Source organism: Streptomyces sp. NPDC015345, assembly GCF_043078805.1.
Lineage (GTDB): Bacteria > Actinomycetota > Actinomycetes > Streptomycetales > Streptomycetaceae > Streptomyces.
The window spans coordinates 346,890-371,141 of the sequence record NZ_JBIBTX010000002.1; the positions used below are offsets into that span (position 1 = coordinate 346,890).

A 24,252-nucleotide genomic window follows, 5' to 3' on the forward strand; every position below is an offset into this window, starting at 1 on the left:
GTACGAATCCTAAGCGCCATGTCGACAGGGGCGACGGTCGGGCCCGCGTGGGACCTCCGACCCTGGGCTCTCCGTGACCGTATCGCGTACTCATGACGACAGTCACGAATCGGTGATAGCTTCGGGGTTAGCGAACTCAGACTCGCGAACTCAGACTCAGCGATCTCAGACTCAAGCGATCTCAGCCCTCAGGCCGAGGAGGCCGCACCTGATGAGTCCCTTCACCGGCTCCGCGTCCCGCACCCCCGAGTGGCGGCATCTGCGCCTCGCCGTCGACGACGGGGTCGCCACGGTCACCCTCGCCCGCCCCGACCGGCTCAACGCGCTCACCTTCGGCGCCTACGCCGACTTGCGCGACCTCCTCGCCGAGCTCTCCCGGGACAAGTCCGTACGAGCCCTCGTGCTCGGCGGTGAGGGGCGCGGATTCTGCTCGGGCGGCGACGTCGACGAGATCATCGGCGCGACCCTCGCCATGGACACCGCCCAGCTCCTCGACTTCAACCGCATGACGGGCCAGGTCGTGCGGGCCATCAGGGAGTGCCCCTTCCCGGTGATCGCCGCCGTGCACGGGGTCGCCGCGGGCGCCGGCGCCGTGCTCGCCCTCGCCGCGGACTTCCGCGTCGCGGACCCGAGCGCCCGCTTCTCCTTCCTCTTCACCCGGGTCGGGCTCTCCGGCGGCGACATGGGCGCCGCCTACCTCCTGCCCCGTGTCGTCGGCCTCGGCCACGCCACGCGGCTGCTGATGCTGGGCGACGCGGTGCGGGCCCCGGAGGCCGAGCGGATCGGCCTGATCAGCGAGCTGACGGACGAAGGCAAGGCGGCGGAGGCCGCCCGGACCCTGGCCCGCCGCCTCGCAGACGGCCCCGCCCTGGCCTACGCCCAGACGAAGGCGCTGCTCACCTCCGAACTGGACATGCCGCTGGCCGCCTCCGTGGAACTGGACGCGGCGACCCAGGCTCTGCTGATGAACGGCGAGGACTACGCCGAGTTCCACGCCGCCTTCACGGAGAAGCGCCCGCCGAAGTGGCGGGGCCGGTGAGGGCGGGGAAGAGGGGGCCCGCCGCCCCCTTCCCCGGGCCGGACGTCACGGCGACGCCCACCCCACCCCTCGGACCGCGGGGAAGCGGGGTGGCGGCGCGGGGCGCGGGTGCCGGGGATGGCGTGGCTTCGTCACGGGTGGGCCCTGTCTCCGCCGAAGGCTCCGCGACCCCCGCCCGCACCCCCCACCGCATCGCCGTGATCGGCGGCGGCCCCGGCGGGCTCTACGCCGCCGCTCTGCTCAAGCGGCTCGACCCCGCGCGTGAAGTGACCGTCTGGGAGCGCAACGCACCCGAGGACACCTTCGGCTTCGGGGTCGTCCTCTCCGACGAGACGCTCGGCGGCATCGAGCACGCCGACCCCGTCGTCTACGCCGCCCTCCAGGCCGAGTTCGTACGCTGGGACGACATCGACATCGTGCACCGCGACCGGCGCCACACCTCCGGCGGCCACGGCTTCGCCGCGCTCGGGCGGCGACGGCTCCTGGAGATCCTGCACACCCGCTGCCGCGAGCTCGGCGTCGAGCTGCGCTTTTGCACCGAAGCGCCGCCCGCCGCCGCACTCGCCACGGCGTACGACCTGGTCGTGGCCGCTGACGGCGTGCACAGCCTCACCCGTGAGACGCATGCCGAAGCGTTCCGGCCGACGATCACCACCCACCGCTGCCGCTACATCTGGCTCGCCGCCGACTTCGCCTTCGACGCCTTCCGCTTCGAGATCGCCGAGACCGAGCACGGCGTGATGCAGCTCCACGGCTACCCCTTCTCCGCCTCCGGTTCCGGCGCTTCCACCGTCATCGTCGAGATGCGCGAGGAGGTCTGGGAGGCCGCCGGCTTCGACGGCCTCGACGAACGCGAGTCCGCCGACCGCTGCGCCAAGATCTTCACGGAGGCCCTCGGCGGCCGCCCCCTGCACGGCAACAAATCGGCCTGGACCACCTTCCGCACCGTCGTCAACTCCCGCTGGTCGCACGGCAACACGGTCCTGCTCGGCGACGCCGCGCACACCGCCCACTTCTCCATCGGCTCCGGCACGAAGCTCGCCGTCGAGGACGCCCTCGCGCTCGCCGCCTGCCTCCAGGAACAGCCGGACATCCCGAGCGCCCTCCAGGCGTACGAGACGGAACGCCGCCCCGTGGTCGAGTCCACCCAACGCGCCGCCCGCGCCAGCCTGGAGTGGTTCGAGCGCCTGCCCGACCACATCGACCAGCCGCCACGCCAGTTCGCGTTCAACCTCCTGACCCGCAGCCGCCGCGTCACCCACGACAACCTCCGCCTGCGCGACGCCCGCTTCACCCGCTCCGTGGAGCGCGAATTCGGCTGCCCCGACGGCACGCCCCCCATGTTCACGCCCTTCAGCCTCCGCGACCTCACCCTGCGCAACCGCGTCGTGGTCTCCCCGATGGACATGTACTCCGCCGTGGACGGCGTCCCCGGCGACTTCCACCTCGTCCACCTCGGCGCGCGCGCCCTGGGCGGCGCCGGCCTGGTCATGACCGAGATGGTCTGCGTCAGCGAACACGGCCGCATCACCCCTGGCTGCGCCGGGCTCTACACCGACGAGCAGGCGCGGGCCTGGCGGCGCGTCACCGACTTCGCGCACGCCCAGGCCCCCGGCACGGCGATCGGCGTCCAGCTCGGCCACTCGGGCCGCAAGGGCTCCACGAAACTGATGTGGGAAGGCATCGACGACCCCCTGCCCGACGGCAACTGGCCGCTCCGTGCCGCCTCACCGCTCCCGTACAAGCCCGGCAGCCAGACCCCCCGCGAGCTCACCCGCGCCGGGCTCACGGAGATCCGCGAGCAGTTCGTCGGGGCGGCCCGCCGCGCATGCGACGCGGGCTTCGACCTCCTCGAACTCCACTGCGCCCACGGCTACTTGCTCTCCGGCTTCCTCTCCCCGCTCACCAACCACCGCGCGGACGCGTACGGCGGCTCCCTCTCCGCCCGCCTCCGCTTCCCCCTCGAAGTCTTCGACGCCGTCCGCAAGGTGTGGCCGGCCGGGAAGCCGATGACCGTCCGCATCTCGGCCACCGACTGGGCCGACGGCGGCACCACGGCCGAGGACGCCGTGGAGATCGCCCGCGCCTTCGCGGCCCACGGCGCCGACGCGATCGACGTCTCCACCGGCCAGGTGGTCGCGGACGAACGCCCCGCGTACGGACGCTCCTACCAGACGCCCTACGCCGACCTCATCCGCAACCGGACCGGCATCCCCGTCATCACCGTCGGCGCCATCTCCTCCTGGGACGACGTCAACTCCCTTCTTCTGGCGGGCCGCGCGGACCTCTGCGCACTGGCCCGGCCCCACCTCTACGACCCCCACTGGACCCTGCACGCGGCGGCCGAGCAGGAGTACGCGGGTCCGGGCGCCGTCTGGCCGCTCCCGTACCGCGCGGGCAGCCGCCGCCCCCAGACGGGCCGCACCGACGCGCCCAAGCCCCGCCTGTCGCTGCGGAGTTGACGAGGGGCGGGGTTCACTCCCGCGGCGCCACGAAGAGCGCGCCCGCCTCCCGCAGCAGCCCGTCGAGCCCGGCGAACACCGCGGCCGAACGAGTGCCCGGCCAGCCCGCCGGCAGCAGCTCGGCGGGCAACCCGGGATCGGCGTACGGAAGCCGGCGCCAGGAGTCGAGGGCCAGGAGGTAGTCGCGGTAGGCCTCCTCGGGCGGCGGGGGCGCGTCCCCCCGGGCCTCCCAGGAACGCAGCACCGGCTCATGGAGGTCCAGGAACGCCTCGTGCTGCTTGGCCAGCGAGGCGAGGTCCCACCAGCGGCCCACCGCCTCCGCCGTCGCCGCGAAACCCAGATGCTCGCCCCGGAACAGATCGACGTACGAGGCGAGTTGGAGGCGCTCCAGAGTGTGCCGGGTCTCCTCGTAGAGATGCGCGGGAGCGATCCAGACGCCCGGCGCCGCCGTACCGAAGCCGAGCCCCGCCAGGCGCGAACGCAGCACGTGCCGCTTGTGGCGCTCCGCCTCCGGCACGGAGAAGACGGCGAGGACCCAGCCCGCACCCTCCCGCGCGTCCCGCGAGCCCGGCGGGCCGTAGATGCGCCGGTCGCCGTCCTCCAGGAGCTGACGGGCGTCCGGCGACAGCGCGTACCCCGCCGCACCCGACTCGGTACGCGCCGGTACGAGCAGCCCGCGCCGCTTGAGCCGGGACACCGACGAACGCACCGACGGCGCGTCGACACCGACCGGCGCGAGGAGGCGCACCAGCTCGGCGACCGGCACCGGGCCGGGCGCGGTCCGCCCGTAGGCGCCGTAGAAGGTGACGATCAGGGACCGTGGAGTGTGCTGCTCGGACACGTGATCACTCTACGGGCCCCGGCCCGGCCGCAGGATGCGTGGCGGGTGGCGTACGCAGCCGGAACCGCTGGAGCTTGCCCGTCGCGGTCCTCGGCAGCGCGTCCAGGAAGACGATCTCGCGCGGACACTTGTAGGGGACCAGCTCCGCCTTCACGAACGCCCGCAGCCGCTCCGCGTCCCGCGGCGCGCCCTCGCGCGGCACCACGTACGCCACGACGATCTGTCCGCGCAGCTCGTCGGGGTGCCCCACGACAGCCGTCTCCGCGACGTCCGGATGCCGCAGCAGCGCCTCCTCGACCTCGGGCCCCGCGATGTTGTACCCCGCCGAGATGATCATGTCGTCGGCACGCGCGACATAGCGGAAGTAGCCGTCGGCGTCGCGGACATACGTGTCGCCGGTGATGTTCCAGCCGTGGCGCACGTACTGGAGCTGGCGCTCGTCCGCGAGATAGCGGCAGCCGACCGGGCCGCGCACCGCGAGCAGTCCGGGCTCGCCGTCCGGCACCGGCACGCCGGAGCCGTCCACGACGCGCGCCTGCCAGCCCGGCACGGGCCGCCCCGTCGTACCCGGCCGGATGGCGTCGTCGGCGGCGGAGATGAAGATGTGCAGGAGTTCCGTCGCGCCGATTCCGTTGATGACGCGGTGCCCCGTGCGCCGGTGCCAGGCCTGCCAGGTGGCCGCCGGCAGGTTCTCGCCCGCCGAGACGCAGCGGCGCAGGGAAGAGACGTCGTGTCCGTCGAGCTGGTCCAGCATGGTGCGGTACGCGGTCGGCGCGGTGAACAGGACGGTGATGCGATGCCGCTCGATCGCGGGCAGCAGCTGCTTGGGGGCCGCCTGTTCGAGCAGCACCGACGAGGCGCCGAAGCGCAGCGGGAAGATGACGAGACCGCCGAGCCCGAACGTGAAGCCGAGCGGCGGGCTGCCCGCGAACACGTCGTCGGGAACCGGCTTGAGGATGTGCCGCGCGAAGGTGTCGGCGACGGCGAGCACATCGCGGTGGAAGTGCATACAGCCCTTGGGGCGGCCCGTCGTGCCGGAGGTGAAGGCGATGAGCGCGACATCGTCGGCGGCCGTGTCCACGGCCTCATAGCGCCCGGACTGCCGGGCGGCGCGCGCCAGCAGGTCGTCGGGGCCCTCACCGCCGTACGTCGTGACGTGCAGGCCCGGCACACCGGCCTTGATCAGGTCGTCCACCGAGCGGACGTCGCACAGCGCGTGCCGCACCTCGGCGATCTCGCACATGGTGGCGAGCTCCTGCGCGCGCTGCTGGGCGAGCACGGTCACGGCGACGGCGCCCGCCTTCATCACGGCGAGCCAGCAGGCCGCGAGCCACGGCGTGGTGGGTCCGCGAAGCAGCACGCGCTCGCCGGGCCGGACGTCGAGTTCGGAGGTCAGCGCGTGCGCGATGCGGTCGACGTGGCCGCGCAGCCGGGCGTACGTCCAGGTCTCGCCGGACGCGGCGTGGAAGGCGGGCCGCTCGGCGCCCAGCCGGTCCGCCGTCCGGTCGAGCAGCTCCGTGCCGCAGTTGAGACGGTCGGGGTAGTGCAGCTCGGGGCGGTCGTGGACGAGGGCGGGCCACTGGTCGCGTGGGGGGAGATGGTCCCGGGCGAAGCTGTCGATGTGGCCGGATGGTGTCAGCCCTGGGATGCCGTTGGGTTCCATGGCGGCTCTGCCCCCTTGCCTGCCGGTCGGGCGCTGTGGTGGGCTCGCCTGACGAGCGTATCGTGATAGTGACGACAGTCAACGGTGCGCGATAAAGGAGGGGCCCGCGATGCCGACATTCTCCCTCGATCCAGAACAAACCGCCTGGTGCTCGGAGCTGCGCACGCTCTCCGCCGAACGTCTGCGTCCCCTGGCGGAGAAGGGCGAGCCGGGACACGTGAACCGGCCACTGGTCGAGACGCTGGGCGAACTCGGTCTGCTCGACCGTCTGTTCGAGGAGGGGGAGGGGGCGGGCCCGACGTCCGGAGCCCTCGGCCTGTGTCTGATGCGCGAATCCCTCGCCTACGCCTGCACGGAGGCCGAGACCGCCCTCGCGCTCCAGGGCCTCGGCGCCCACCCCGTGCACGCGTACGGCTCAGCGGCCCAGCGCGAGCGCTGGCTGCCCGAGGCTCGCGCCGGGCGCGCCATCGCCGCCTTCGCGCTCTCCGAACCGGGCGCCGGCTCCGACGCGGCGGCCCTGTCCCTGACGGCGGAGCCGGACGGCTCCGGCGGCTGGCGCCTCACGGGCGGGAAACGCTGGATCTCCAACGCCCCCGAAGCGGATTTCTACACCGTGTTCGCCCGTACGTCCCCGGGCGCGGGGGCGCGCGGCGTCACCGCCTTCCTCGTCCCGGCCGACCGGCCGGGCCTGACGGGTACGCCCATCGACATGCTCTCCCCGCACCCGATCGGCGCGCTCGCCTTCGACTCCGTACGGGTCGGCCGAGACGACGTCCTGGGGGAGATCGACCGGGGCTTCCGGGTGGCGATGACCACCCTGAACCGGTTCCGCCCGAGCGTCGGCGCCTTCGCGGTCGGCATGGCCACCGCCGCGCTGGACGCGAGCCTCGCCCACACCGCGGAACGGGACGCGTTCGGCGGCAAGTTGAAGGACCTCCAGTCTGTCGCCCACCAGATCGCCGAGATGGCCACGCGCACCGAGGCGGCCCGCCTGATGGTCTACGCGGCAGCGGCGGCGTACGACGAAATGGGGGCGGCGGGCGCGGAGGGGGCCAGGGGCCCCGGCATCGCCCGACAGGCGGCCATGGCGAAGCTGCTCGCCACCGAGACCGCGCAGTACGTGGTCGACGCGGCGGTGCAACTGCACGGCGCCCGCGCGCTCCAGCGGGGCCACCTCCTGGAACACCTCTACCGCGAGGTGCGTGCGCCGCGGATCTATGAGGGGGCGAGCGAGGTGCAGCGGACGATCATCGCCAAGGAGCTGTACGACCGATAACGGGTACCACCCTTGCCCACCGCCCCGGACCCACCGCCCTTGCCCCACCACCTCTGCCTCGTCACCCTCCCCCCATCACCACTGCCCCATCACCCCTGGAGCCGGACCATGCCCCTGCACCGCGTGAACCCCGCCGAACTCTCCCCGCCCACCGGCTTCTCGCACGCCGTCACCGCGACCGGGTCCCGCCTCGTCTTCCTCGCCGGGCAGACCTCTCTGGACGGCGACGGCAAGGTCGTCGGAGCCGGCCTGCCCGCGCAGTTCGAGCGGGCGCTCACCAACCTCCTGACCGCCCTGCGCCACGCGGGCGGCACCCCCGCCGATCTCGCCCGCGTCACCGTCTACGCCACGGACGTCGCCGACTACCGCGAGCACGCGCCCGAACTGGGCCGCATCTGGCGGCGGTTGGCGGGCCGCGACTATCCCGCGATGGCGGTGGTGGGCGCCGTCCGGCTATGGGACGACCAGGCCCTGGTCGAGCTCGACGGGGTGGCGGTCCTGGACTGAGGGCCGCCGGTCCCCTCCCGTGCCGCTGTGCAACTGCCCCGCGTCGCACCGGAGTTGCGGGGTACACGGAGACAGCCGCGGTCAACGGGACCGCGGTGTCGAGGAGGGGTGAAGACGTGCGTGCGAGCAAGGTTTCGGGTGTCATCGGGATCGTCGGCCTGTCGGCCGCTCTGCTGACGGGCTGCGGTGACGGAGGCGACGGGGGCGGCTCCGACAAGCCCTTCGCCAAGGACAGCGCCGACCAGATCGCCGCCAAGGCGGTCGAGGCCACCAAGAAGGCCGACTCGATGCGCCTCAAGGGAGACATGCGGCAGGACGGCAGGACGGTCAGCCTGGATCTCGTGGTCGACCAGGAGAAGAACTGCGAGGGGACCTTCGACAGCGCGGGCGCCAAGGCCGAGCTGCGGCACATGAACGGCACGCTGTACGTGCGCGGCGACGAGCAGTACTGGAAGAATAGCCTGAAAGGCCGGCCCGGTTCGGACAAGGTGATGTCCAAGGTCGTCGACAAGTGGGTGAAGATGCCCGCCGACGACGCCTCGACGTCCGGCATGTGCGACAAGCAGGGCCTGATCGCCTCGATGGACGAGGACAAGTCGACCCGTAAAGGCATGAAGAAGGGCGACACCACGACCGTCGGCGGGAAGGAAGCCATCACACTGAAGAAGAAGGCGTCCGGGGGCGAGACGCACACGATGTACGTCGCCACGGAGGGCGAGCCGTACATCCTGCGCACCACCGTGAAGGGTGGCGACGAGCCGAACGAGGCGACGTTCTCCGACTACGGCAAGCCCGTACGCCCGAAGACCCCGTCCAAGGGCGAGGTGGTCGACCTCAAGGAAGCCGCGGCGGCGGGACGGTAATCGCTCCTTGCCCCCGCCGGCCGCCGGACGGGTCCCCGGACTTCCTCGGCAGGACAGCGTCAACAACTCCGTGACCCACGCCGGAAGAGCGGCCCGCCGGAAATCCTCCCCGGCGGGCCGCTCTTCGTGGTCTGCGGGCCCGGTGCCCCTCAGATGTCCCGGAACGTCTCGATCTGCGCCCCCACGGAGTTCAGCCGCTCCGCCAGGTCCTCATAGCCGCGGTTGATCACGTACACGTTGCGCAGCACCGACGTGCCCTCGGCCGCCATCATGGCGAGCAGGACGACCACGGCGGGGCGCAGCGCGGGCGGGCACATCATCTCGGCGGCGCGCCAGCGGGTCGGGCCCTCGACCAGGACCCGGTGCGGATCGAGGAGTTGGAGGCGGCCGCCGAGGCGGTTGAGGTCCGTCAGGTAGATCGCGCGGTTGTCGTAGACCCAGTCGTGGATCAGCGTCTTGCCCTGCGCCGCCGCCGCGATGGCCGCGAAGAAGGGGACGTTGTCGATGTTCAGGCCGGGGAACGGCATCGGGTGGATCTTGTCGATGGGCGCCTCCAGCTTGGAGGGGCGCACGGTGAGGTCGATGAGGCGGGTGCGGCCGTTGTCCGCGGGGTACTCCGCCGAGCGGTCGTGGTCCAGGCCCATCTCCTCCAGGACCGCCAGCTCGATCTCCAGGAACTCGATCGGCACCCGGCACACCGTCAGCTCGGACTCCGTGACGACGGCGGCGGCGAGCAGGCTCATCGCCTCGACCGGGTCCTCGGAGGGGGAGTAGTCGACGTCGACGTCGATGGTCGGCACGCCGTGCACGGTCAGCGTCGTCGTGCCGATGCCCTCGACCTTGACGCCGAGTGCCTCCAGGAAGAAGCACAGGTCCTGGACCATGTAGTTGGAGGAGGCGTTGCGGATGACCGTCGTGCCGTCGCTGCGGGCGGCGGCCAGCAGCGCGTTCTCCGTGACGGTGTCCCCGCGTTCGGTGAGGACGATGGGCCGGTCGGGGGAGACGTCCCGCGCGACCTCGGCGTGGTACAGCCCCTCGGTCGCCGCGATGTCCAGGCCGAACCGGCGCAGCGCGATCATGTGTGGCTCGATCGTGCGGGTGCCCAGGTCGCAGCCGCCCGCGTACGGCAGCTTGAAGCGGTCCATGCGGTGCAGCAGCGGGCCGAGGAACATGATGATCGAGCGGGTGCGGCGCGCGGCCTCCGCGTCGATCGCGTCCATCTCCAGCTTGGCGGGCGGCACGATCTCCAGGTCGACGCCGTCGTTGATCCAACGGGTGCGTACGCCGATGGAGTTGAGCACCTCCAGGAGGCGGTAGACCTCCTCGATGCGGGCCACCCGGCGCAGTACCGTACGGCCCTTGTTGAGCAGCGACGCGCAGAGCAGCGCCACGCACGCGTTCTTGCTCGTCTTGACGTCGATGGAGCCGGAGAGCCGGCGGCCGCCGACCACCCGCAGGTGCATCGGCCCGGCGTAGCCGAGCGACACGATCTCGCTGTCGAGCGCCTCACCGATACGGGCGATCATCTCAAGGCTGATGTTCTGGTTGCCGCGCTCGATGCGGTTCACGGCGCTCTGGCTGGTGCTGAGCGCTTCGGCGAGCTGCGTCTGCGTCCAGCCCCGGTGCTGACGGGCGTCGCGGATGAGCTTGCCGATGCGTACGAGGTAGTCGTCTGCCATGCGTCGCAGGCTATCTCAGATATGAGATGACGCGCGCGCTGGGGTGGGCCGTTCGGGAAGCGCTCCTCCGCGGGCCGCTCCCCGCAAGGGAGTTGCCGCCGCCCGCGTCACCCGGGCGGCGGCAGCGCGTCCTGCCGACGACAGTGCGTCGGTTCCACTCTGCATCCGCCACGCGTGCGGCGCACTTCGAGGGAGCGATATCGGCCACAAGAGTCACTCGCGAGCAGCGCGCGCCGCTCCGGCCCCGTCATCCCGCCGCAGGGTAGTCCGTGTATCCCCGCGCTCCACCCTCGTAGTACGTGGCCGGGTCACCGGCGGCCAACTCGCGGCCCAGCGCGAACCGGCTGACGAGGTCCGGGTTGGCGACGAAGTGCCGGGCGAATGACACGGCGTCGGCGACGCCCTCCCGTACGGCCGTGTTGGCGCAGGCCTGGTCGAAGCCGTTGTTGACGATGAGCGGGCCGTCGAAGCGCCGCCGGTGGCGGGTGAACACCCCGGGGTCCGGAGTGTCCGAGGGGTGCGTGAGGTCCGGGCCGCGCAGGTGCAGATAGGCCACGGGGTGGTTGTTGAGGGCGGTCACGAGTTCGTCGTAGTCCGCGAGCGTCGCCGCGTCGGCGGTGAAGCGACCGCCGGTCCACCACGGCGAGAGCCGCACGCCCACGCCCCGGCGGCCCCACGCCGTGGCCGCCGCGTCGACGACGTCGAGCAGCAGGCGCCGCCGCCGCGCGCGGTCACCGCCGTAGGCGTCCGTACGGCGGTTGAGCCTCGGGTTGAGGAACTGGGCGAGCAGGAAGACGCCGAGGGCGCCGATCTCGATGCCGTCGAACCCGGCGCGTCGCGCGTTCTCGGAGGCCACGCGGTACTCCTCGACGGTCTCCTCGATGGCCGCGAGGCTCATCGCACGGGGCGTGACCGTCTCCTTGAAGCCGTTCGCCGTGAAGGACTTCTCGCACGGGTCGACCGCCGAGGGCCCGGCGGGCAGTTCGCCGCCGAGGTGGTCGGGGTGCGAGGCGGCGCCCGTGTGCCACAGCTGCTGCACGATGCGGCCGCCGAGCGCGTGTACGACGTCGGTGACGCGCCGCCAGCCGGCGACCTGCTCCTGCGTGTAGACGCCGGGGACGTGGACGAAGCCGATCGCCCGCTCGCTGACCCAGGTCCCCTCGGTCACGATCAGCCCCGCCCCGGCCCGCTGCCCGTAGTAGGCGACGTGCAGCTCCGTCGGCGCGAGGCCCTCACCCGTGGCACGGGCCCGGGTGAGCGGGGCCATCACCACGCGGTTGGGCAGGCGCAGGTCCCCGAGATCGAAGCCGCCGAGCAGGGGCTGGGTGAGGGCGGGCAGAGTGGTGGTGCGGGTCATGGCATGTCTCCTTCGCGGGCCGATGTCACGGTCTCCTCGCCGCGCGCGTCATGAAGGTGACCGCGGCATGAAAGTGACCGAGTCACGGAAGTGACGGGGAACGGCCGGGAAAGGTGACCGATGGACGACGGGCAGCAGGCACTGGCGGAACGGTTCGAGGCCCACCGGGGGCAGCTGCGCGGCGTCGCCTACCGCATGCTCGGCTCGCTCAGCGACGCCGACGACGCCGTACAGGAGGCCTGGCTGCGGCTGAGCCGTACCGACGCCGAGGAGATCGAGAATCTTGCCGCCTGGCTCCGCACCGTCGTCTCCCGCCTCTGCCTCGACATGCTGCGCTCCGGCGCGGCACGCCACGAGGAGGCGGTCGGCGGCACACTCCCCGACCACCTCGGCGGGCGCGCCGCCGCGCGAGAGAGCGAACCCCAGGAGCCCGAGGAACAGGCACTGGTCGCCGAGTCGGTCGGCCGCGCCCTGCTCGTCGTCCTCGACACGCTGGGCCCCGCCGAACGCGTCGCCTTCGTGCTGCACGACCTGTTCGCCGTGCCGTTCACGCAGATCGCGCCCGTCGTGGAGCGCACCCCGGTCGCCGCGAAGAAGCTCGCGAGCCGTGCGCGCGGCAAGGTCCGCGGCGCGCCGAGCGCCGCCGCCCCGGAGCTCGAAGAGGAGCGGCGCGTCGTCGCGGCCTTCCTCGCGGCCGCCCGCAACGGCGACCTCGCGGCGCTGCTCACCGTCCTCGCCCCCGATGTCGTACGCGGCGCCGACCTCACCGCGCTGCCGGGGGGCCGCGCCGCACGGATCCAGGGCGCCCGGGCCGTGGCCGAGGAGACGGTCCTGCTCCGCCGCAACGCCCGCTTCGCCGAGCCCGCGCTGATCGACGGCGCCGTCGGCCTGGTCGTGGCCCCCTACGGGCGGCTTCTCCTCGCGCTGCGGATCCGTGTCGAGGGCGGCCGGGTCGCGGCGTACGAGGTGATCGCGGACCGGCGGCGGCTGCGCGCGCTGGACCTGGCGGTGCTCCCGGCGGCCGGTGCCGGCACGTGGGGTGGCCGGAAAAATCTCAGTTGATCTGGACCCTGGCGTCTGAATACTGGCTGTCGTCTCAGTTGATCTGGTCTGCTTCCCGCGTTTCGAACTGACTGGTGGAGGGCCTGCGAGATTGACCATGCACGATGACCAAGTGGACGTGACCACCGAAATCGTTGCGGCCTTGATCCAGGAGCAGTTCCCTCAGTGGAGCGGCAAGGCGATCCAACCACTGCCGTCGACCGGGACGGTCAACGCCATCTTCCGCATCGGGAGCGACCTCTCTGCGCGTTTCCCCCTGCGTCCGGCCGATGCTGCCGAGGCGCTGGCGGTCTTGGAACAGGAAGCCCAGGCGAGCGCGGAGCTGGCACAGGTGTCTCGGTTCCCCGCTCCGGAACCCGTCGCCCTGGGAAAGCCTGGAGCGGGCTATCCCATGCCGTGGTCGGTCCAGACATGGTTGCCGGGAACGGTCGCCTTTGATGCCGACCCGAGTGGGTCGGACGCTTTTGCCGAGGACCTTGCGGCCTTCATCGCAGCCCTGCGGGACGCCGAGACGCAGGGGCGGCTTTTCAGCGGCGAGGGTCGTGGCGGTTCTCTCGCTCACCACGACGATTGGATGGCGAAGTGCTTCGAGGAGAGCAAGGGGCTGCTCGACGTGCCCCGGCTGCGCCAAGTGTGGAGCCACTTTCGGGAGTTGCCGCGCACGGGTGCCGACGTCATGAGCCATGGTGACTTGATTCCCGGCAATGTACTGGTCACGGGCGACCGGCTCAGCGGCGTACTCGACACCGGCGGCTTCGGCCCGGCCGACCCCGCGCTGGATCTGGTCAGCGCCTGGCACCTGTTGCGGCCCGGCCCGCGGGAAGTGCTTCGGCGGACACTGGTCTGTGACGATCTGGAGTGGGAGCGCGGCAAGGCATGGGCGTTCCAACAGGCGATGGGTGTCGTCTGGTACTACGTCGAGAGCAATCCGACGATGAGCACGATGGGGCGCCGGACCCTCGACCGCATCTTGGAGTCGATGGAGTGATGCCGCCCCGATCGTAGGCAGTCCAACAGCGGACGGCTCCGCAAGATCCACTCCGACCGGTACGGCCACCCGGCACGGATGTCAGCGGTCAGGCAGCACAGGGCGACACCCCTCGTCGTCACGCCGGGTCATGTACTAGAGTTATCTCGACATCGAGATATCTGCCGAGGCGCACCAGAAGCCGCCACTTGGTAAGGGTTACCTAACTAAGCCTTACCTTAGCGGATCGACGAGGAGTCGTGGCGGCAGGATGTGACGAAACGCGCGAAAAATCTGAAGGAGACTGTCGTGTCGGCGAACAGCTTCGACGCCCGCAGCACGCTGCGCGTGGGCGACGAGTCGTACGAGATCTTCAAGCTGGACAAGGTCGAGGGCTCCGCACGGCTGCCCTATAGCCTGAAGGTCCTCCTTGAGAACCTGCTCCGTACCGAGGACGGCGCGAACATCACCGCCGACCACATCCGCGCGCTCGGCGACTGGGACTCCCAGGCACAGCCGTCGCAGGAGATCCAGTTCACGCCGGCCCGCGTGATCATGCAGGACTTCACCGGCGTGCCCTGCGTCGTGGACCTCGCCACCATGCGTGAGGCCGTGAAGGAGCTCGGCGGCGACCCGGCGAAGATCAACCCGCTGGCCCCGGCCGAGCTGGTCATCGACCACTCCGTGATCGCCGACAAGTTCGGCACGGCGGACGCCTTCGGCCAGAACGTCGAGCTGGAGTACGGCCGCAACAAGGAGCGCTACCAGTTCCTGCGCTGGGGGCAGACCGCCTTCGACGAGTTCAAGGTCGTCCCCCCGGGCACCGGCATCGTCCACCAGGTGAACATCGAGCACCTGGCCCGCACGGTCATGGTCCGGAACGGCCAGGCGTACCCCGACACGCTCGTCGGCACCGACTCGCACACCACGATGGTCAACGGCCTGGGTGTCCTCGGCTGGGGCGTCGGCGGCATCGAGGCCGAGGCCGCGATGCTCGGCCAGCCGGTCTCCATGCTGATCCCGCGCGTCGTGGGCTTCAAGCTGACCGGTGAGCTGAAGCCGGGCACCACCGCCACGGACCTCGTCCTCACCATCACCGAGATGCTGCGCAAGCACGGCGTCGTCGGCAAGTTCGTCGAGTTCTACGGCGAGGGTGTGGCGGCCACGAGCCTCGCCAACCGCGCCACCATCGGCAACATGTCGCCGGAGTTCGGCTCCACCGCCGCGATCTTCCCGATCGACGACGAGACCCTGAAGTACCTGAAGCTGACCGGCCGCTCCGAGCAGCAGGTCGCGCTCGTCGAGGCGTACGCCAAGGAGCAGGGCCTCTGGCTGGACCCGGCCGCCGAGCCGGACTTCTCCGAGAAGCTGGAGCTCGACCTCTCCACGGTCGTCCCCTCCATCGCAGGACCGAAGCGTCCGCAGGACCGCATCGTCCTCGCCAACGCCGCCGAGCAGTTCAAGATCGACGTCCGCAACTACGTCGACTCCGTGGACGAGGCGGGCAAGGAGTCCTTCCCGGCCTCCGACGCCCCGGCCACCACGAACGGCGTCCCGTCGAACCCGGTCCTCGTGACCGCCGCCGACGGCTCGACGTACGAGCTGGACCACGGCGCGGTGACGGTCGCGGCCATCACCTCCTGCACCAACACCTCGAACCCGTACGTGATGGTCGCCGCCGCGCTCGTCGCGAAGAAGGCCGTCGAGAAGGGCCTGACCCGCAAGCCGTGGGTCAAGACGACCCTCGCCCCGGGCTCGAAGGTCGTCACCGACTACTTCGACAAGGCGGGCCTGACCCCCTACCTCGACAAGGTCGGCTTCAACCTGGTCGGCTACGGCTGCACCACCTGCATCGGCAACTCGGGCCCGCTGCCCGAGGAGGTCTCGAAGGCCGTCAACGACCACGACCTGGCCGTGACGTCCGTCCTCTCCGGCAACCGGAACTTCGAGGGCCGCATCAACCCCGACGTCAAGATGAACTACCTGGCGTCCCCGCCGCTGGTCGTCGCGTACGCCCTCGCCGGCTCGATGAAGATCGACATCACCACCGAGGCGCTCGGCACCGACCAGGACGGCAACCCGGTCTACCTCAAGGACATCTGGCCCTCCGAGGCCGAGGTCAACGACGTCGTCGCCAACTCCATCGGCGAGGACATGTTCAACAAGTCCTACCAGGACGTCTTCGCGGGCGACGCCCAGTGGCAGGCCCTCTCCATCCCGACCGGCAACACCTTCGAGTGGGACACCGAGTCGACGTACGTCCGCAAGCCCCCGTACTTCGAGGGCATGACGATGGAGACCACCCCGGTCTCCGACATCACGGGCGCCCGGGTCCTGGCCAAGCTGGGCGACTCGGTCACCACCGACCACATCTCCCCGGCCGGTGCGATCAAGGCCGACACCCCGGCCGGCAAGTACCTCACGGAGCACGGCGTGCAGCGCCGCGACTTCAACTCCTACGGCTCGCGCCGAGGCAACCACGAGGTCATGATCCGCGGTACGTTCGCCAACATCCGCCTGCGCAACCAGATCGCGCCGGGCACCGAGGGCGGCTTCACGCGTGACTTCACGCAGGAGGACGCGCCGGTCTCGTTCATCTACGACGCCTCGCGCAACTACATCGAGCAGGGCATCCCGCTCGTCGTCCTCGCGGGCAAGGAGTACGGCTCCGGCTCGTCCCGCGACTGGGCCGCCAAGGGCACCGCGCTCCTCGGCGTCAAGGCCGTCATCGCCGAGTCGTACGAGCGAATCCACCGCTCGAACCTCATCGGCATGGGCGTCCTGCCGCTCCAGTACCCGGAGGGCATGTCCGCCTCCTCCCTCGGCCTGACCGGCGAGGAGACCTTCTCCTTCTCCGGCGTGACCGAGCTGAACGACGGCACGACGCCGCGCACGGTGAAGGTCACCACCGACACGGGTGTCGAGTTCGACGCGGTCGTCCGCATCGACACGCCCGGTGAGGCCGACTACTACCGCAACGGCGGCATCATGCAGTACGTGCTGCGCAGCCTGATCCGCAAGTAGGCTGACGGTACGCAGTAGTCGAGGGCCGCATCCCGTTTTTTCGTACGGGGTGCGGCCCTCGCTTTTTCGTCTGCGGGCCGTGGGGGCTGGTCGCGCGGTTCCCCGCGCCCCTGACGGGGCCCGTGCAGGGTCATCCTCAGGCGGCTCGGCTGACGTCCAGTCGTTCGGACGATGGCTCGTATCCAGCCGCCCTGTAGGTGGCGACGGCGGCGGCGTTCGAGCTCGGGGTGGAGACGAGTGCGCTTGACGCGCCCAGTTCACGCAGCACCGCCGCGGCGGCGACGCTGATCGCCGTCCCGTGGCCGCGACCGCGATGGTCGGCGTGCACGCCCACCGGCTCCAGCAGGCCGGGCCTGCCGGGCCCGGCCGACCAGACCGTCGCCGCGGCCACCGCGTTGTCCTGGTCGTCGTAGCCGATCAGGCAGCGCGCGTCGGCATAGACCGGCCCGGCCGCCAGGACGTGCCAGATCTCCTCGGTGAACCACGGGCTGCCGAACGCCGAGCGGTGCACCGCGGTCCGCACCCCCGCCGTTTGCGGACCGGCTACCTCGACCCGCAGGCCGGAGTCCTCCACCGGCTCGGAGAGGTCGCGGCGCAGCGGCGTCCACGGCTCGTCCGGATGCCAGCCCGCCTCCAAGAGGACCTCGCGGAGCAGGGCGCCGTTGGGAATTTCGAGGCCGACCTTCCCGGGAGGCAGGACCCCGCGCTCCGGGTCATTGAGGTCCGCCAGCATCCGGCGCGCCAGGTCACCGTCCTGTCGCAGCTCCGGCGCGGTCGTCAGACGCAGCACATCAGGGGCGTCCAGGTACCCGACGGCGATGATCCGTCCGTCCACGCTCCAGGTGCGGACGGCCGCGGCCAGCCTCTCCGCGCCCAGCGCCCAGGCCCAGCCGAGGTCTCCCGGATGCAGTTGCAGCGGGGTGCGGTCGTCCTGCCACCCGCGGAGGGCATCCACGACCCTGGTCAGCCCGTCGACGCCGGGCTCGTTCAGAACGATCGTCATGCCCCGCATCTCACACCATCGCCGCGACCGGCCGCACCTGGTTTTGCTCGGCCGGCCGGACCGGCGGGAGACGCCCTAGGGCCTGTCTGACAATTCCCGCCTGCCTCGCGACGCCATGCACGCACTCTCGCCGCACCGGGCGCAGAGCCAAGTACATCCAGTACGAGGCCCTACGCCCGGCACGCCGAGAGCACGCACCTGACGCCGCGAGGCCGCCCTCCGGGCGACGACGCGAATTGTCAGACAGGCCCTAGCCGCCGTACGGCACCGTGATCAGTTCCATGGCGTGGTCCGACGGGTCGAGGAAGTAGACCCCCTTGCCCCCGTCGTTGCGGTTGATCTCGCCCGGCTGCTTCTGGTGCGGGTCCGCCCAGTGCTGGACGCCGCGCGCCCGGATCTTGTCGTACGCCGCGTCGAACTCCGCGTCGGAGACGAGGAAGGCGTAGTGCTGCGGGGTGAGGTGTTCGGCGGGGATGGTGGCGAAGTCCAGAGTGACGCCGTTGCTCAGGGCCACCGCGATGAACGGGCCCCATTCCGCGGTGATTTCGAGGCCGAGCAGGTCCGCGAAGAACTCGGCGGACTCCCGGTTGTCCCGGGCGTGGACGATCGTGTGGTTCAACTCGACTGACAAGGAATGCCTCCAACAGGCATCTCCTGACACCTCCATGCCTCACCCGGTCGGTGACCGGCACGCGATGTCGCCGTGGATCTTATGCACGGCGACTCCGCGCTGTCGAGAGCTATTTCCTGCGGCCCAGCGCCGCCACGGCCACGGCCGCCGCCAGCACGCCGAGTGCCGCCCACCCGAACGCCGTCCGGTAGTCGGCGCCTTGAGGGGTGCCGCCGCCGAGTGCCGCGCCCACCAGGACGGCGAGGCCGAGTGAGCCGCCGAGTTGGTCGACGGAGCGCTGCACGCCGGATGCGGTGCCCGCGTCGTCCTCGGTCACGTCGGAGAGCGCCGCGTGCTGGAGGGCCACCAGGCCGATGCCCATCCCCGCCGCGACACCCAGCATGCCCGGCAGTACGTCCGCCAGGAATCCGCCGTGGTCGGGGAGCCGGGCGAGCCAGCCGAGGCCGGCCGCCGTCAGGAGCAGTCCGAGGAGCGCGGTGTACGTGACGCCGAGCGCGCGGATCAGCCGGGCCACCTGGGAGACGGCCAGCAGGAGCGCGGCGCAGAACGGCAGGTAGGCCAACCCGGCCTGGAGCGGGCTGAGTTCGATGACCTCCTGGAGGTAGAGCGTGGCCAGGAAGAAGGTGCCGGAGAGCCCCGCGCTGAGCGGCACCGTCACCGCGTTCGCGAGCGCCCGGGCGCGGTGCGCGAAGAACGCGAGCGGTACGAGGGGATTCCTGGACCGCGCCTCGACGAGGACGAAAGCGGCGAGGAGGACGGCTCCCGCGAGCAGGGCGGCGGCGGAGCCGCGCAGCACGCCGTAGACCAGGGCGAGCGGTCCCGCCGTCAGGAGGGTGGCGCCGGGCAGGTCGAGACGGCCGGACCGTGCGGGGCGCGGCCCGTCGGGGCGTACGAGCACCGGGGTCAGGGCGAGCACCGTCGCGGTGAGGGGCACGTTGACGCCGAAGATCCAGCGCCAGTCGAGGAGTTGGACGAGCGCGCCGGACAGCAGGACCCCGACGACGAGGCCACTCGCGGAGATCGCCCCCCAGATGCCGAGCGCCTTGGCGCGCTCCTCGGGGGAGGGGTACAGCAGGGCGATGAGCGACATCGCGGCGGGGGAGGCGAGTGCCTCGCCCGCGCCCTGCGCGAAGCGGGCGGCGACGAGCGTCGGAAGGTTCGGCGCGAGCCCGGCCGCCAGCGAGGCGAGGGCGAAGAGCGCGGCGCCGAGCAGGAACATCCGCCGCCGGCCGAGCAGGTCGGTGAGCCGCCCGCCGAGCAGCAGGAGGCCGCCGCCGACGAGGGTGTAGCCGGTGACGACCCACGACAGGGCGGCCGGTTCCGCGTCGAAGCGGGCGCCGATGGCGGGGAGGGCGACGTTGACCACGGTCACGTCGATGGCGATGAGGAACTGGAGGAGGGAGAGCAGCGCGAGGACGGGGGTGCGTCGCCGCGCGGCGGCGCGCGCGGAGAGGCGCACGGTGAAGGTGTTCATGTGGTGGGCACTCCAGGTCGGCCCCTGGCCGGTGTGCGGCGGGGGCTGAGGAAGACAGGGCGCTTCCGTGCCACGGACCCGCGGGGCGGGTGGGGCACCTGGAGTTACTTGGTCACGGACATGGGTGGCAAGGTAGCCGATCCCGTGCCGGGACGCATCCGGTTATCCGGCGGCCACCAGGTCCAGGAGCCCCGGGAACCGCTCGTCCAGCTCCTCTCTGCGCAGCACGGCCGTCCTGCTGTTCCCGTGGTCGACCATGCGCAGCAGGCCCGCCTCGCGCATCACCTTGAAGTGGTGGGAGGTGGTGGACTTCGAGACGGGCAACTGGAAGTACGCGCAGGTGCGTTCGGCGCCCGCCGGTTCGCGCAGGAAGCGGGCGATCACCCCGAAGCGCAGCGGGTCGGCGAGTGCGTGCAGGACCGTGCGCAGGTCCATCTCCTGCGGGAGGGGGTGGCCCTCGTCGTCCGGCATGGGAAGCCTCCTCGATAGCTTCGACCTCGATAGGTTCGACTTGCATCGTACCTCCCGGGCGTGCCAAGGTCAGGTTCGATCAAATCCGAACCTTGCGACCTTGCGTCATCTCCTCTCGGGGGTCTTCCAGTCATGCCCGGACCACAGACACCGCCGCTCGCGCCCACCGCACCCGACACGGCGCCGCCCGAGCCACCGTGGCTGCCGCTCGCCGCGATCCTCCTCGCCGTCTTCGTCGTCCCCATGTCCATCTCCGGGACCGCCGTCGCCCTGCCCGGCATCGGCGCCGACCTGGACGCCGGGGCGGCCCCGCTCCAGTGGGTGGTCAACGCCTTCAACGTCGCCTTCGCCTGCTGCACCCTCGTCTGGGGCTCGGTCGCCGACATCGTCGGCCGCGTCAGGGCCTTCACCACCGGCGCGGCCCTCTACGCCGCCGCCTCGCTCGCCAGTGCCCTCGCCTCCGACGTCCTGCTCCTGGACGCGGCCCGCGCCCTCGCGGGCATCGGCGGCGCGGCGATCTTCTCCTGCGGCGCGGCGATCCTGTCCACGGTGTACGAAGGCCCTGCGCGCGCCAAGGCGTTCGCGCTCTTCGGCACCGTCGCGGGCGTGGGCGTCGCGGTCGGCCCCTCGCTCTCCGGGGCGCTGCTCCAGAGCGTGAACTGGCGCTGGGTGTTCGCCGTGCACGCGGTGGCGCTCGCCGCCGTGCTGGTCGCCGTACCGGCCGTCGCGCGCTCGCTCCCGGCCACGCCCCGCCCGGCCGGCGCACGCGTCGACATACCCGGCAGCGCGGTCTTCGTCGTCGCCATGGTGCTGCTGACCACGGCCATCGTGCAGGGCTCCCAGTGGGGCTGGGGCAGCGCGGGCGTGCTCGGGCTCTTCGCCGGGGCCGCCGCCGCGCTGGCGGCCTTCGCCGCCGTCGAGAAGCGCCGCGCCCACCCCATGCTGGACCTGGGCCTGCTGCGTGACCGCCGCTTCCTGGGCCTGTGCCTGGTGCCGGTCGCCGGCTCCTTCGGCTTCGTCACGATGCTCACCTACCTGCCGAGTTACCTGACGGAGGTCACCGGCCGCGGCACGGGCGCCGCCGGCCTGCTCATGGTCCTGCTCACCGCGCCGATGCTCGTCTTCCCGCTGCTCGCCGCCAAGCTGGTGGCCCGCGGCGTCCCCGCCCTCACCCTCATCTACGCCAGCCTGGCCGCCCTGGTCGTCGGCGACGCCGCCCTGACGGTCTTCGGGCCGGACGTGACCGTCGCCGTCGTCGCCCTGCCGATGATCGTCACCGGCGCGGGCATGGCCCTGGCCGCGGGCCTCGTCGACGGCCAGGCCCTGGCACTCGTCGACCCCGCGAAGGCGGGCATGGCCGCGGGCTTCCTCAACACGCTGCGGCTCGGCAGCGAGGCGGTCGCGGTGGCGCTGTACGGCTCGGTGCTCACCACGCTCACGGCGTCACGGTCGTACGACGACGCGTTCCACCTGGTGCTGTGGGGGATGGCCGGGGTCTGCCTGGTCCTCGGCGTCATCGTCTTCGCGCTCCTCGGCGGAAGGCCGCGGAACCGCGCCCGCGGCTGAAGGTATGGACTTGTCCGCGCCCCCTCCCTACGCTCTGCCGCGCACCGAATGAGAGCGCTCTCAGCAACGCACGACGTAACGCTGTTCCACCCCCACCCCGTTGGAACGACGAGAGGCCCCCCTGTGAGACGCGTAACCGGAGCACGCCTCGCCCTGTCCGCCCTGCTCGTGACGGCCACTTGCGCCGCCACGGGCCTCGCCCCCACCGCGGCCGCCGACTCCCGCCCCGCACCTCGCCCGCCCGCCTCCGCCGCGCTCCTCGACGCCATGCGGCGCGACCTCGGCCTGACACCCGCCGCCGCGCGCGAGCGACTCGCCGACGAGCGGCGGGCCGTCACGACCGAACGCGCGGCGCGGAAGGCGGCCGGAGCGGCGTTCGGCGGTGCCTGGTTCGACGCCGGGCGCGGGCGGCTCACCGTCGCCGTGACCGAGCGGCGGGCCGCCACGGACGTACGCCGGTCCGGTGGTGGCGACGGCGTTGACGTACGGCTCGTCGAGCACAGCGCGGCCGCCCTGGACGCCGCGAAGAACCGCATCGACAAGTTCAAGGCGCCCTCGGGCGTGGCCAGTTGGCGGGTCGACCCGCGGGCCAACCGCGTCGTCGTCGATGTCGTCGCCGGTCACCGCGGCGACAACGATGTCTCCGCGTTCCTGCGGCGCGCCCGCGCCACCGCGCCCGTACGGGTGGACACGGTCCCCGAGGCGCCGAGCACCTTCGCCGCCGGGACCGTCGGCGGCGACCCGTACTACACCGGCAACGTCCGCTGCTCCATCGGCTTCTCCGTGCACGGCGGCTTCGTCACGGCCGGGCACTGCGGTCGGGCGGGCGCGGCGGTGCGCGGCTGGGACGGCTCCGCCATCGGCACCTTCCAGGGCTCCTCGTTCCCCGACAACGACTACGCGTGGGTGTCCGTCGGCAACGGCTGGTGGACCGTGCCGGTCGTACTCGGCTGGGGCACCGTCCCCGACCAGCTGGTGCGCGGCTCGGCGGAGGCACCGGTCGGGGCGTCGATCTGCCGTTCCGGTTCCACCACGAAATGGCACTGCGGCCGGCTCCTCGCCAAGAACGAGACCGTCAACTACTCCGACGGCACGGTCGTCCACCAGCTGACCAAGACCAGCGTCTGCGCCCAGGGCGGTGACTCGGGCGGCTCGTTCATCAGCGGCGACCAGGCCCAGGGCGTGACGTCAGGCGGCTGGGGCAACTGCGCCAGCGGCGGCGAGACGTGGTTCCAGCCGGTGAACGAGATCCTTCAGCGGTACGGGCTGCGGCTGCACACCGCGTGACCCGGTACGGCTCTGCCGTCAGGCGGACGCCTGGGGGAGGGACAGGAAGGCGGTCCAGGCGTCCGGCGCGACGGTGAGCTGCGGGCCGTCGTCCGGGTTCTTGGAGTCGCGGATGTGTACGGCGGCGGGGTGGGCGGCGATTTCGACGCAGGCGCCGCCTTCGCCGCTGCTGTAACTAGACTTGCGCCAGGCGTAGGCGACTTCGAGGCACTCGCCGCCCTCACTTCCACTGTAGGTCGACTTGAACCACTCAAGCGCCGTGTCGCTCATTGCTCTCCTAGCAGACGGTCGAGCAGATCCCTGGTGTCCTCCGCGTTCAGGGCCTGTGTCCGCAGCATCGCATATTTCTGGGTCAGGATCGCTACCTCATCTGGATCTGCGATCAGCTGGCTGCCGCGTTGCGTTTCCGTGTACCCGAGGCGTTGGTGCTCAGGTGTCTCCAACAGGATGAAGGCACCTTCGAGTCCGGCGTGGGCGGTGCGCCCCAGTGGCAGAATTTGCAGGGCGACGCCGGGCAGTTCGGCGTACTGACGCAGGTGGCGCAGCTGCTCGGCGTACACCCCGGGACCTCCCAACTGATCGCGCAGTGCGGCCTCCCAGATCACGAAGCTGGCCGTCGGTGGCTGCTTGCGGTGGAGTACCTCCCGGCGGTCGATGCGCGCCGCGACGAGCTGCTCGATCTCGTCCTCGTCGTACACCGGGACGCGGCTGCGGAAGACCGCCCGCGCGTACGCCTCAGTCTGGAGCAACCCAGGCACCAAGAGGCTCTCGTACCAGGAGATGGCGATGGCCTCCCGCTCGCAGTCCAGGTACTCCTCCGCCCACCGAGGGATCAGATCCACGTCCGGCATATGGTCGACGGCGGTCTCCAGCGTCCGGTTCGTGCCCAGCAGCGCGTCCAACTGCACCGCCAAGTCCATCTTCAGGGGGCGCCGCCCCTGTTCGATGGAGGCGATCTGCTCCTCGCCCACGACGAAGTGCTCGGCCAGTGATTTCTGCGTGTACCCCGCCGCCTCCCGGTGGATGGCGAGCAGTGCGCCCACCATCCTCATCGCCGAGGCATTCCTGCGTGATCGTCGC

At 71.5% G+C, this 24,252-nt stretch carries 20 protein-coding genes; 10 read left to right on the forward strand and 10 right to left on the reverse strand.

The genetic code is table 11. The features are described from left to right. Positions 1-211: 211 nt before the first annotated feature. Both ACF062_RS07915 and ACF062_RS07920 read left to right on the forward strand, forming a co-directional pair. The gene (locus ACF062_RS07915; RefSeq protein WP_392136914.1) at positions 212-1,039 is read left to right on the forward strand and encodes an enoyl-CoA hydratase family protein; all 828 of its coding nucleotides are present in this window, start codon (positions 212-214) and stop codon (positions 1,037-1,039) included. A 137-nt stretch (positions 1,040-1,176) separates the two neighbouring features. Then, entirely contained in the window at positions 1,177-3,501 is a 2,325-nt protein-coding gene (locus tag ACF062_RS07920) for a bifunctional salicylyl-CoA 5-hydroxylase/oxidoreductase (protein WP_392137679.1), read from the forward strand. Positions 3,502-3,514: 13 nt separating this feature from the next. Here the strand turns inward: ACF062_RS07920 and ACF062_RS07925 are convergent, their stop codons facing one another. Beyond that, positions 3,515-4,342: a PaaX family transcriptional regulator C-terminal domain-containing protein gene (locus tag ACF062_RS07925; RefSeq protein ID WP_392136915.1), complete on the reverse strand. Its 828-nt coding sequence runs from the start codon at positions 4,340-4,342 to the stop codon at positions 3,515-3,517. A 4-nt stretch (positions 4,343-4,346) separates the two neighbouring features. Further along, positions 4,347-6,005: an AMP-binding protein gene (locus ACF062_RS07930; protein ID WP_392136916.1), complete on the reverse strand. Its 1,659-nt coding sequence runs from the start codon at positions 6,003-6,005 to the stop codon at positions 4,347-4,349. Positions 6,006-6,114: 109 nt separating this feature from the next. Between ACF062_RS07930 and ACF062_RS07935 the strand changes: the two genes are divergently transcribed. From ACF062_RS07935 to ACF062_RS07945, 3 genes are all read left to right on the forward strand, one after another. Next, positions 6,115-7,281, forward strand: coding sequence for an acyl-CoA dehydrogenase family protein (locus ACF062_RS07935; protein WP_392136917.1), 1,167 nt, complete (start codon positions 6,115-6,117; stop codon positions 7,279-7,281). Between the two features lie 108 nt (positions 7,282-7,389). Next, positions 7,390-7,788: a RidA family protein gene (locus tag ACF062_RS07940; RefSeq protein ID WP_392136918.1), complete on the forward strand. Its 399-nt coding sequence runs from the start codon at positions 7,390-7,392 to the stop codon at positions 7,786-7,788. A gap of 116 nt (positions 7,789-7,904) precedes the next feature. Next, entirely contained in the window at positions 7,905-8,651 is a 747-nt protein-coding gene (locus ACF062_RS07945; RefSeq protein WP_392136919.1) for a hypothetical protein, read from the forward strand. Positions 8,652-8,800: 149 nt separating this feature from the next. Here the strand turns inward: ACF062_RS07945 and ACF062_RS07950 are convergent, their stop codons facing one another. Together ACF062_RS07950 and ACF062_RS07955 are read right to left on the reverse strand one after the other, a co-directional pair. After that, positions 8,801-10,330, reverse strand: coding sequence for a UDP-N-acetylglucosamine 1-carboxyvinyltransferase (locus ACF062_RS07950; protein WP_223777408.1), 1,530 nt, complete (start codon positions 10,328-10,330; stop codon positions 8,801-8,803). 247 nt (positions 10,331-10,577) lie between these two features. Then, on the reverse strand, positions 10,578-11,687 hold the full coding sequence (locus ACF062_RS07955; protein WP_392136920.1) for an alkene reductase: 1,110 nt from the start codon (positions 11,685-11,687) through the stop codon (positions 10,578-10,580). A 120-nt stretch (positions 11,688-11,807) separates the two neighbouring features. Here ACF062_RS07955 and ACF062_RS07960 point away from each other — a divergent pair, with 120 nt between their 5' ends. The 3 genes from ACF062_RS07960 to acnA all read left to right on the forward strand — a co-directional run bounded on the left by ACF062_RS07960 (position 11,808) and on the right by acnA (position 16,740). After that, complete coding sequence (locus tag ACF062_RS07960) at positions 11,808-12,749, forward strand: sigma-70 family RNA polymerase sigma factor (protein WP_392136921.1); 942 nt, start codon at positions 11,808-11,810, stop codon at positions 12,747-12,749. A 97-nt stretch (positions 12,750-12,846) separates the two neighbouring features. Beyond that, complete coding sequence (locus tag ACF062_RS07965; RefSeq protein WP_392137680.1) at positions 12,847-13,737, forward strand: aminoglycoside phosphotransferase family protein; 891 nt, start codon at positions 12,847-12,849, stop codon at positions 13,735-13,737. Positions 13,738-14,025: 288 nt separating this feature from the next. Next, positions 14,026-16,740, forward strand: a complete 2,715-nt coding sequence (acnA, locus tag ACF062_RS07970) for an aconitate hydratase AcnA (protein WP_392136922.1) — start codon at positions 14,026-14,028, stop codon at positions 16,738-16,740. A 136-nt stretch (positions 16,741-16,876) separates the two neighbouring features. Here the strand turns inward: acnA and ACF062_RS07975 are convergent, their stop codons facing one another. From ACF062_RS07975 to ACF062_RS07990, 4 genes are all read right to left on the reverse strand, one after another. After that, positions 16,877-17,743 (reverse strand): GNAT family N-acetyltransferase, encoded by an 867-nt coding sequence (locus ACF062_RS07975; protein WP_392136923.1) that lies wholly within the window; start codon positions 17,741-17,743, stop codon positions 16,877-16,879. 250 nt (positions 17,744-17,993) lie between these two features. After that, complete coding sequence (locus ACF062_RS07980; protein WP_356572101.1) at positions 17,994-18,374, reverse strand: VOC family protein; 381 nt, start codon at positions 18,372-18,374, stop codon at positions 17,994-17,996. A gap of 109 nt (positions 18,375-18,483) precedes the next feature. After that, positions 18,484-19,848: an MFS transporter gene (locus tag ACF062_RS07985; protein WP_392136924.1), complete on the reverse strand. Its 1,365-nt coding sequence runs from the start codon at positions 19,846-19,848 to the stop codon at positions 18,484-18,486. 162 nt (positions 19,849-20,010) lie between these two features. Beyond that, positions 20,011-20,319, reverse strand: coding sequence for an ArsR/SmtB family transcription factor (locus ACF062_RS07990; RefSeq protein ID WP_392136925.1), 309 nt, complete (start codon positions 20,317-20,319; stop codon positions 20,011-20,013). A gap of 132 nt (positions 20,320-20,451) precedes the next feature. Between ACF062_RS07990 and ACF062_RS07995 the strand changes: the two genes are divergently transcribed. Next, complete coding sequence (locus ACF062_RS07995; protein WP_392136926.1) at positions 20,452-21,885, forward strand: MFS transporter; 1,434 nt, start codon at positions 20,452-20,454, stop codon at positions 21,883-21,885. A gap of 123 nt (positions 21,886-22,008) precedes the next feature. After that, complete coding sequence (locus ACF062_RS08000; RefSeq protein WP_392136927.1) at positions 22,009-23,172, forward strand: S1 family peptidase; 1,164 nt, start codon at positions 22,009-22,011, stop codon at positions 23,170-23,172. A gap of 18 nt (positions 23,173-23,190) precedes the next feature. Here ACF062_RS08000 and ACF062_RS08005 read toward each other — a convergent pair whose 3' ends face one another. After that, positions 23,191-23,442, reverse strand: a complete 252-nt coding sequence (locus ACF062_RS08005) for a DUF397 domain-containing protein (RefSeq protein WP_392136928.1) — start codon at positions 23,440-23,442, stop codon at positions 23,191-23,193. Then, positions 23,439-24,224, reverse strand: a complete 786-nt coding sequence (locus tag ACF062_RS08010) for a Scr1 family TA system antitoxin-like transcriptional regulator (protein ID WP_392136929.1) — start codon at positions 24,222-24,224, stop codon at positions 23,439-23,441. Before ACF062_RS08010 ends, ACF062_RS08005 begins: the two co-directional genes overlap by 4 nt. Between the last annotated feature and the right edge of the window lie 28 nt (positions 24,225-24,252).

What these genes read in the sequence shown, in the direction of transcription:
- ACF062_RS07965 (WP_392137680.1), top strand. Translation starts at nt 12,847, where the DNA reads ATGCACGATGACCAAGTGGACGTGACCACCGAAATCGTTGCGGCCTTG.
- ACF062_RS07935 (WP_392136917.1), top strand. Translation starts at nt 6,115, where the DNA reads ATGCCGACATTCTCCCTCGATCCAGAACAAACCGCCTGGTGCTCGGAG.
- ACF062_RS07985 (WP_392136924.1), bottom strand. Translation starts at nt 19,848, where the DNA reads ATGAACACCTTCACCGTGCGCCTCTCCGCGCGCGCCGCCGCGCGGCGA.
- ACF062_RS07990 (WP_392136925.1), bottom strand. Translation starts at nt 20,319, where the DNA reads ATGCCGGACGACGAGGGCCACCCCCTCCCGCAGGAGATGGACCTGCGC.
- ACF062_RS07930 (WP_392136916.1), bottom strand. Translation starts at nt 6,005, where the DNA reads ATGGAACCCAACGGCATCCCAGGGCTGACACCATCCGGCCACATCGAC.
- ACF062_RS07915 (WP_392136914.1), top strand. Translation starts at nt 212, where the DNA reads ATGAGTCCCTTCACCGGCTCCGCGTCCCGCACCCCCGAGTGGCGGCAT.
- ACF062_RS07975 (WP_392136923.1), bottom strand. Translation starts at nt 17,743, where the DNA reads ATGACGATCGTTCTGAACGAGCCCGGCGTCGACGGGCTGACCAGGGTC.
- ACF062_RS08005 (WP_392136928.1), bottom strand. Translation starts at nt 23,442, where the DNA reads ATGAGCGACACGGCGCTTGAGTGGTTCAAGTCGACCTACAGTGGAAGT.
- ACF062_RS07960 (WP_392136921.1), top strand. Translation starts at nt 11,808, where the DNA reads ATGGACGACGGGCAGCAGGCACTGGCGGAACGGTTCGAGGCCCACCGG.
- ACF062_RS07995 (WP_392136926.1), top strand. Translation starts at nt 20,452, where the DNA reads ATGCCCGGACCACAGACACCGCCGCTCGCGCCCACCGCACCCGACACG.
- ACF062_RS07955 (WP_392136920.1), bottom strand. Translation starts at nt 11,687, where the DNA reads ATGACCCGCACCACCACTCTGCCCGCCCTCACCCAGCCCCTGCTCGGC.
- ACF062_RS08010 (WP_392136929.1), bottom strand. Translation starts at nt 24,224, where the DNA reads ATGAGGATGGTGGGCGCACTGCTCGCCATCCACCGGGAGGCGGCGGGG.
- ACF062_RS07950 (WP_223777408.1), bottom strand. Translation starts at nt 10,330, where the DNA reads ATGGCAGACGACTACCTCGTACGCATCGGCAAGCTCATCCGCGACGCC.
- ACF062_RS07940 (WP_392136918.1), top strand. Translation starts at nt 7,390, where the DNA reads ATGCCCCTGCACCGCGTGAACCCCGCCGAACTCTCCCCGCCCACCGGC.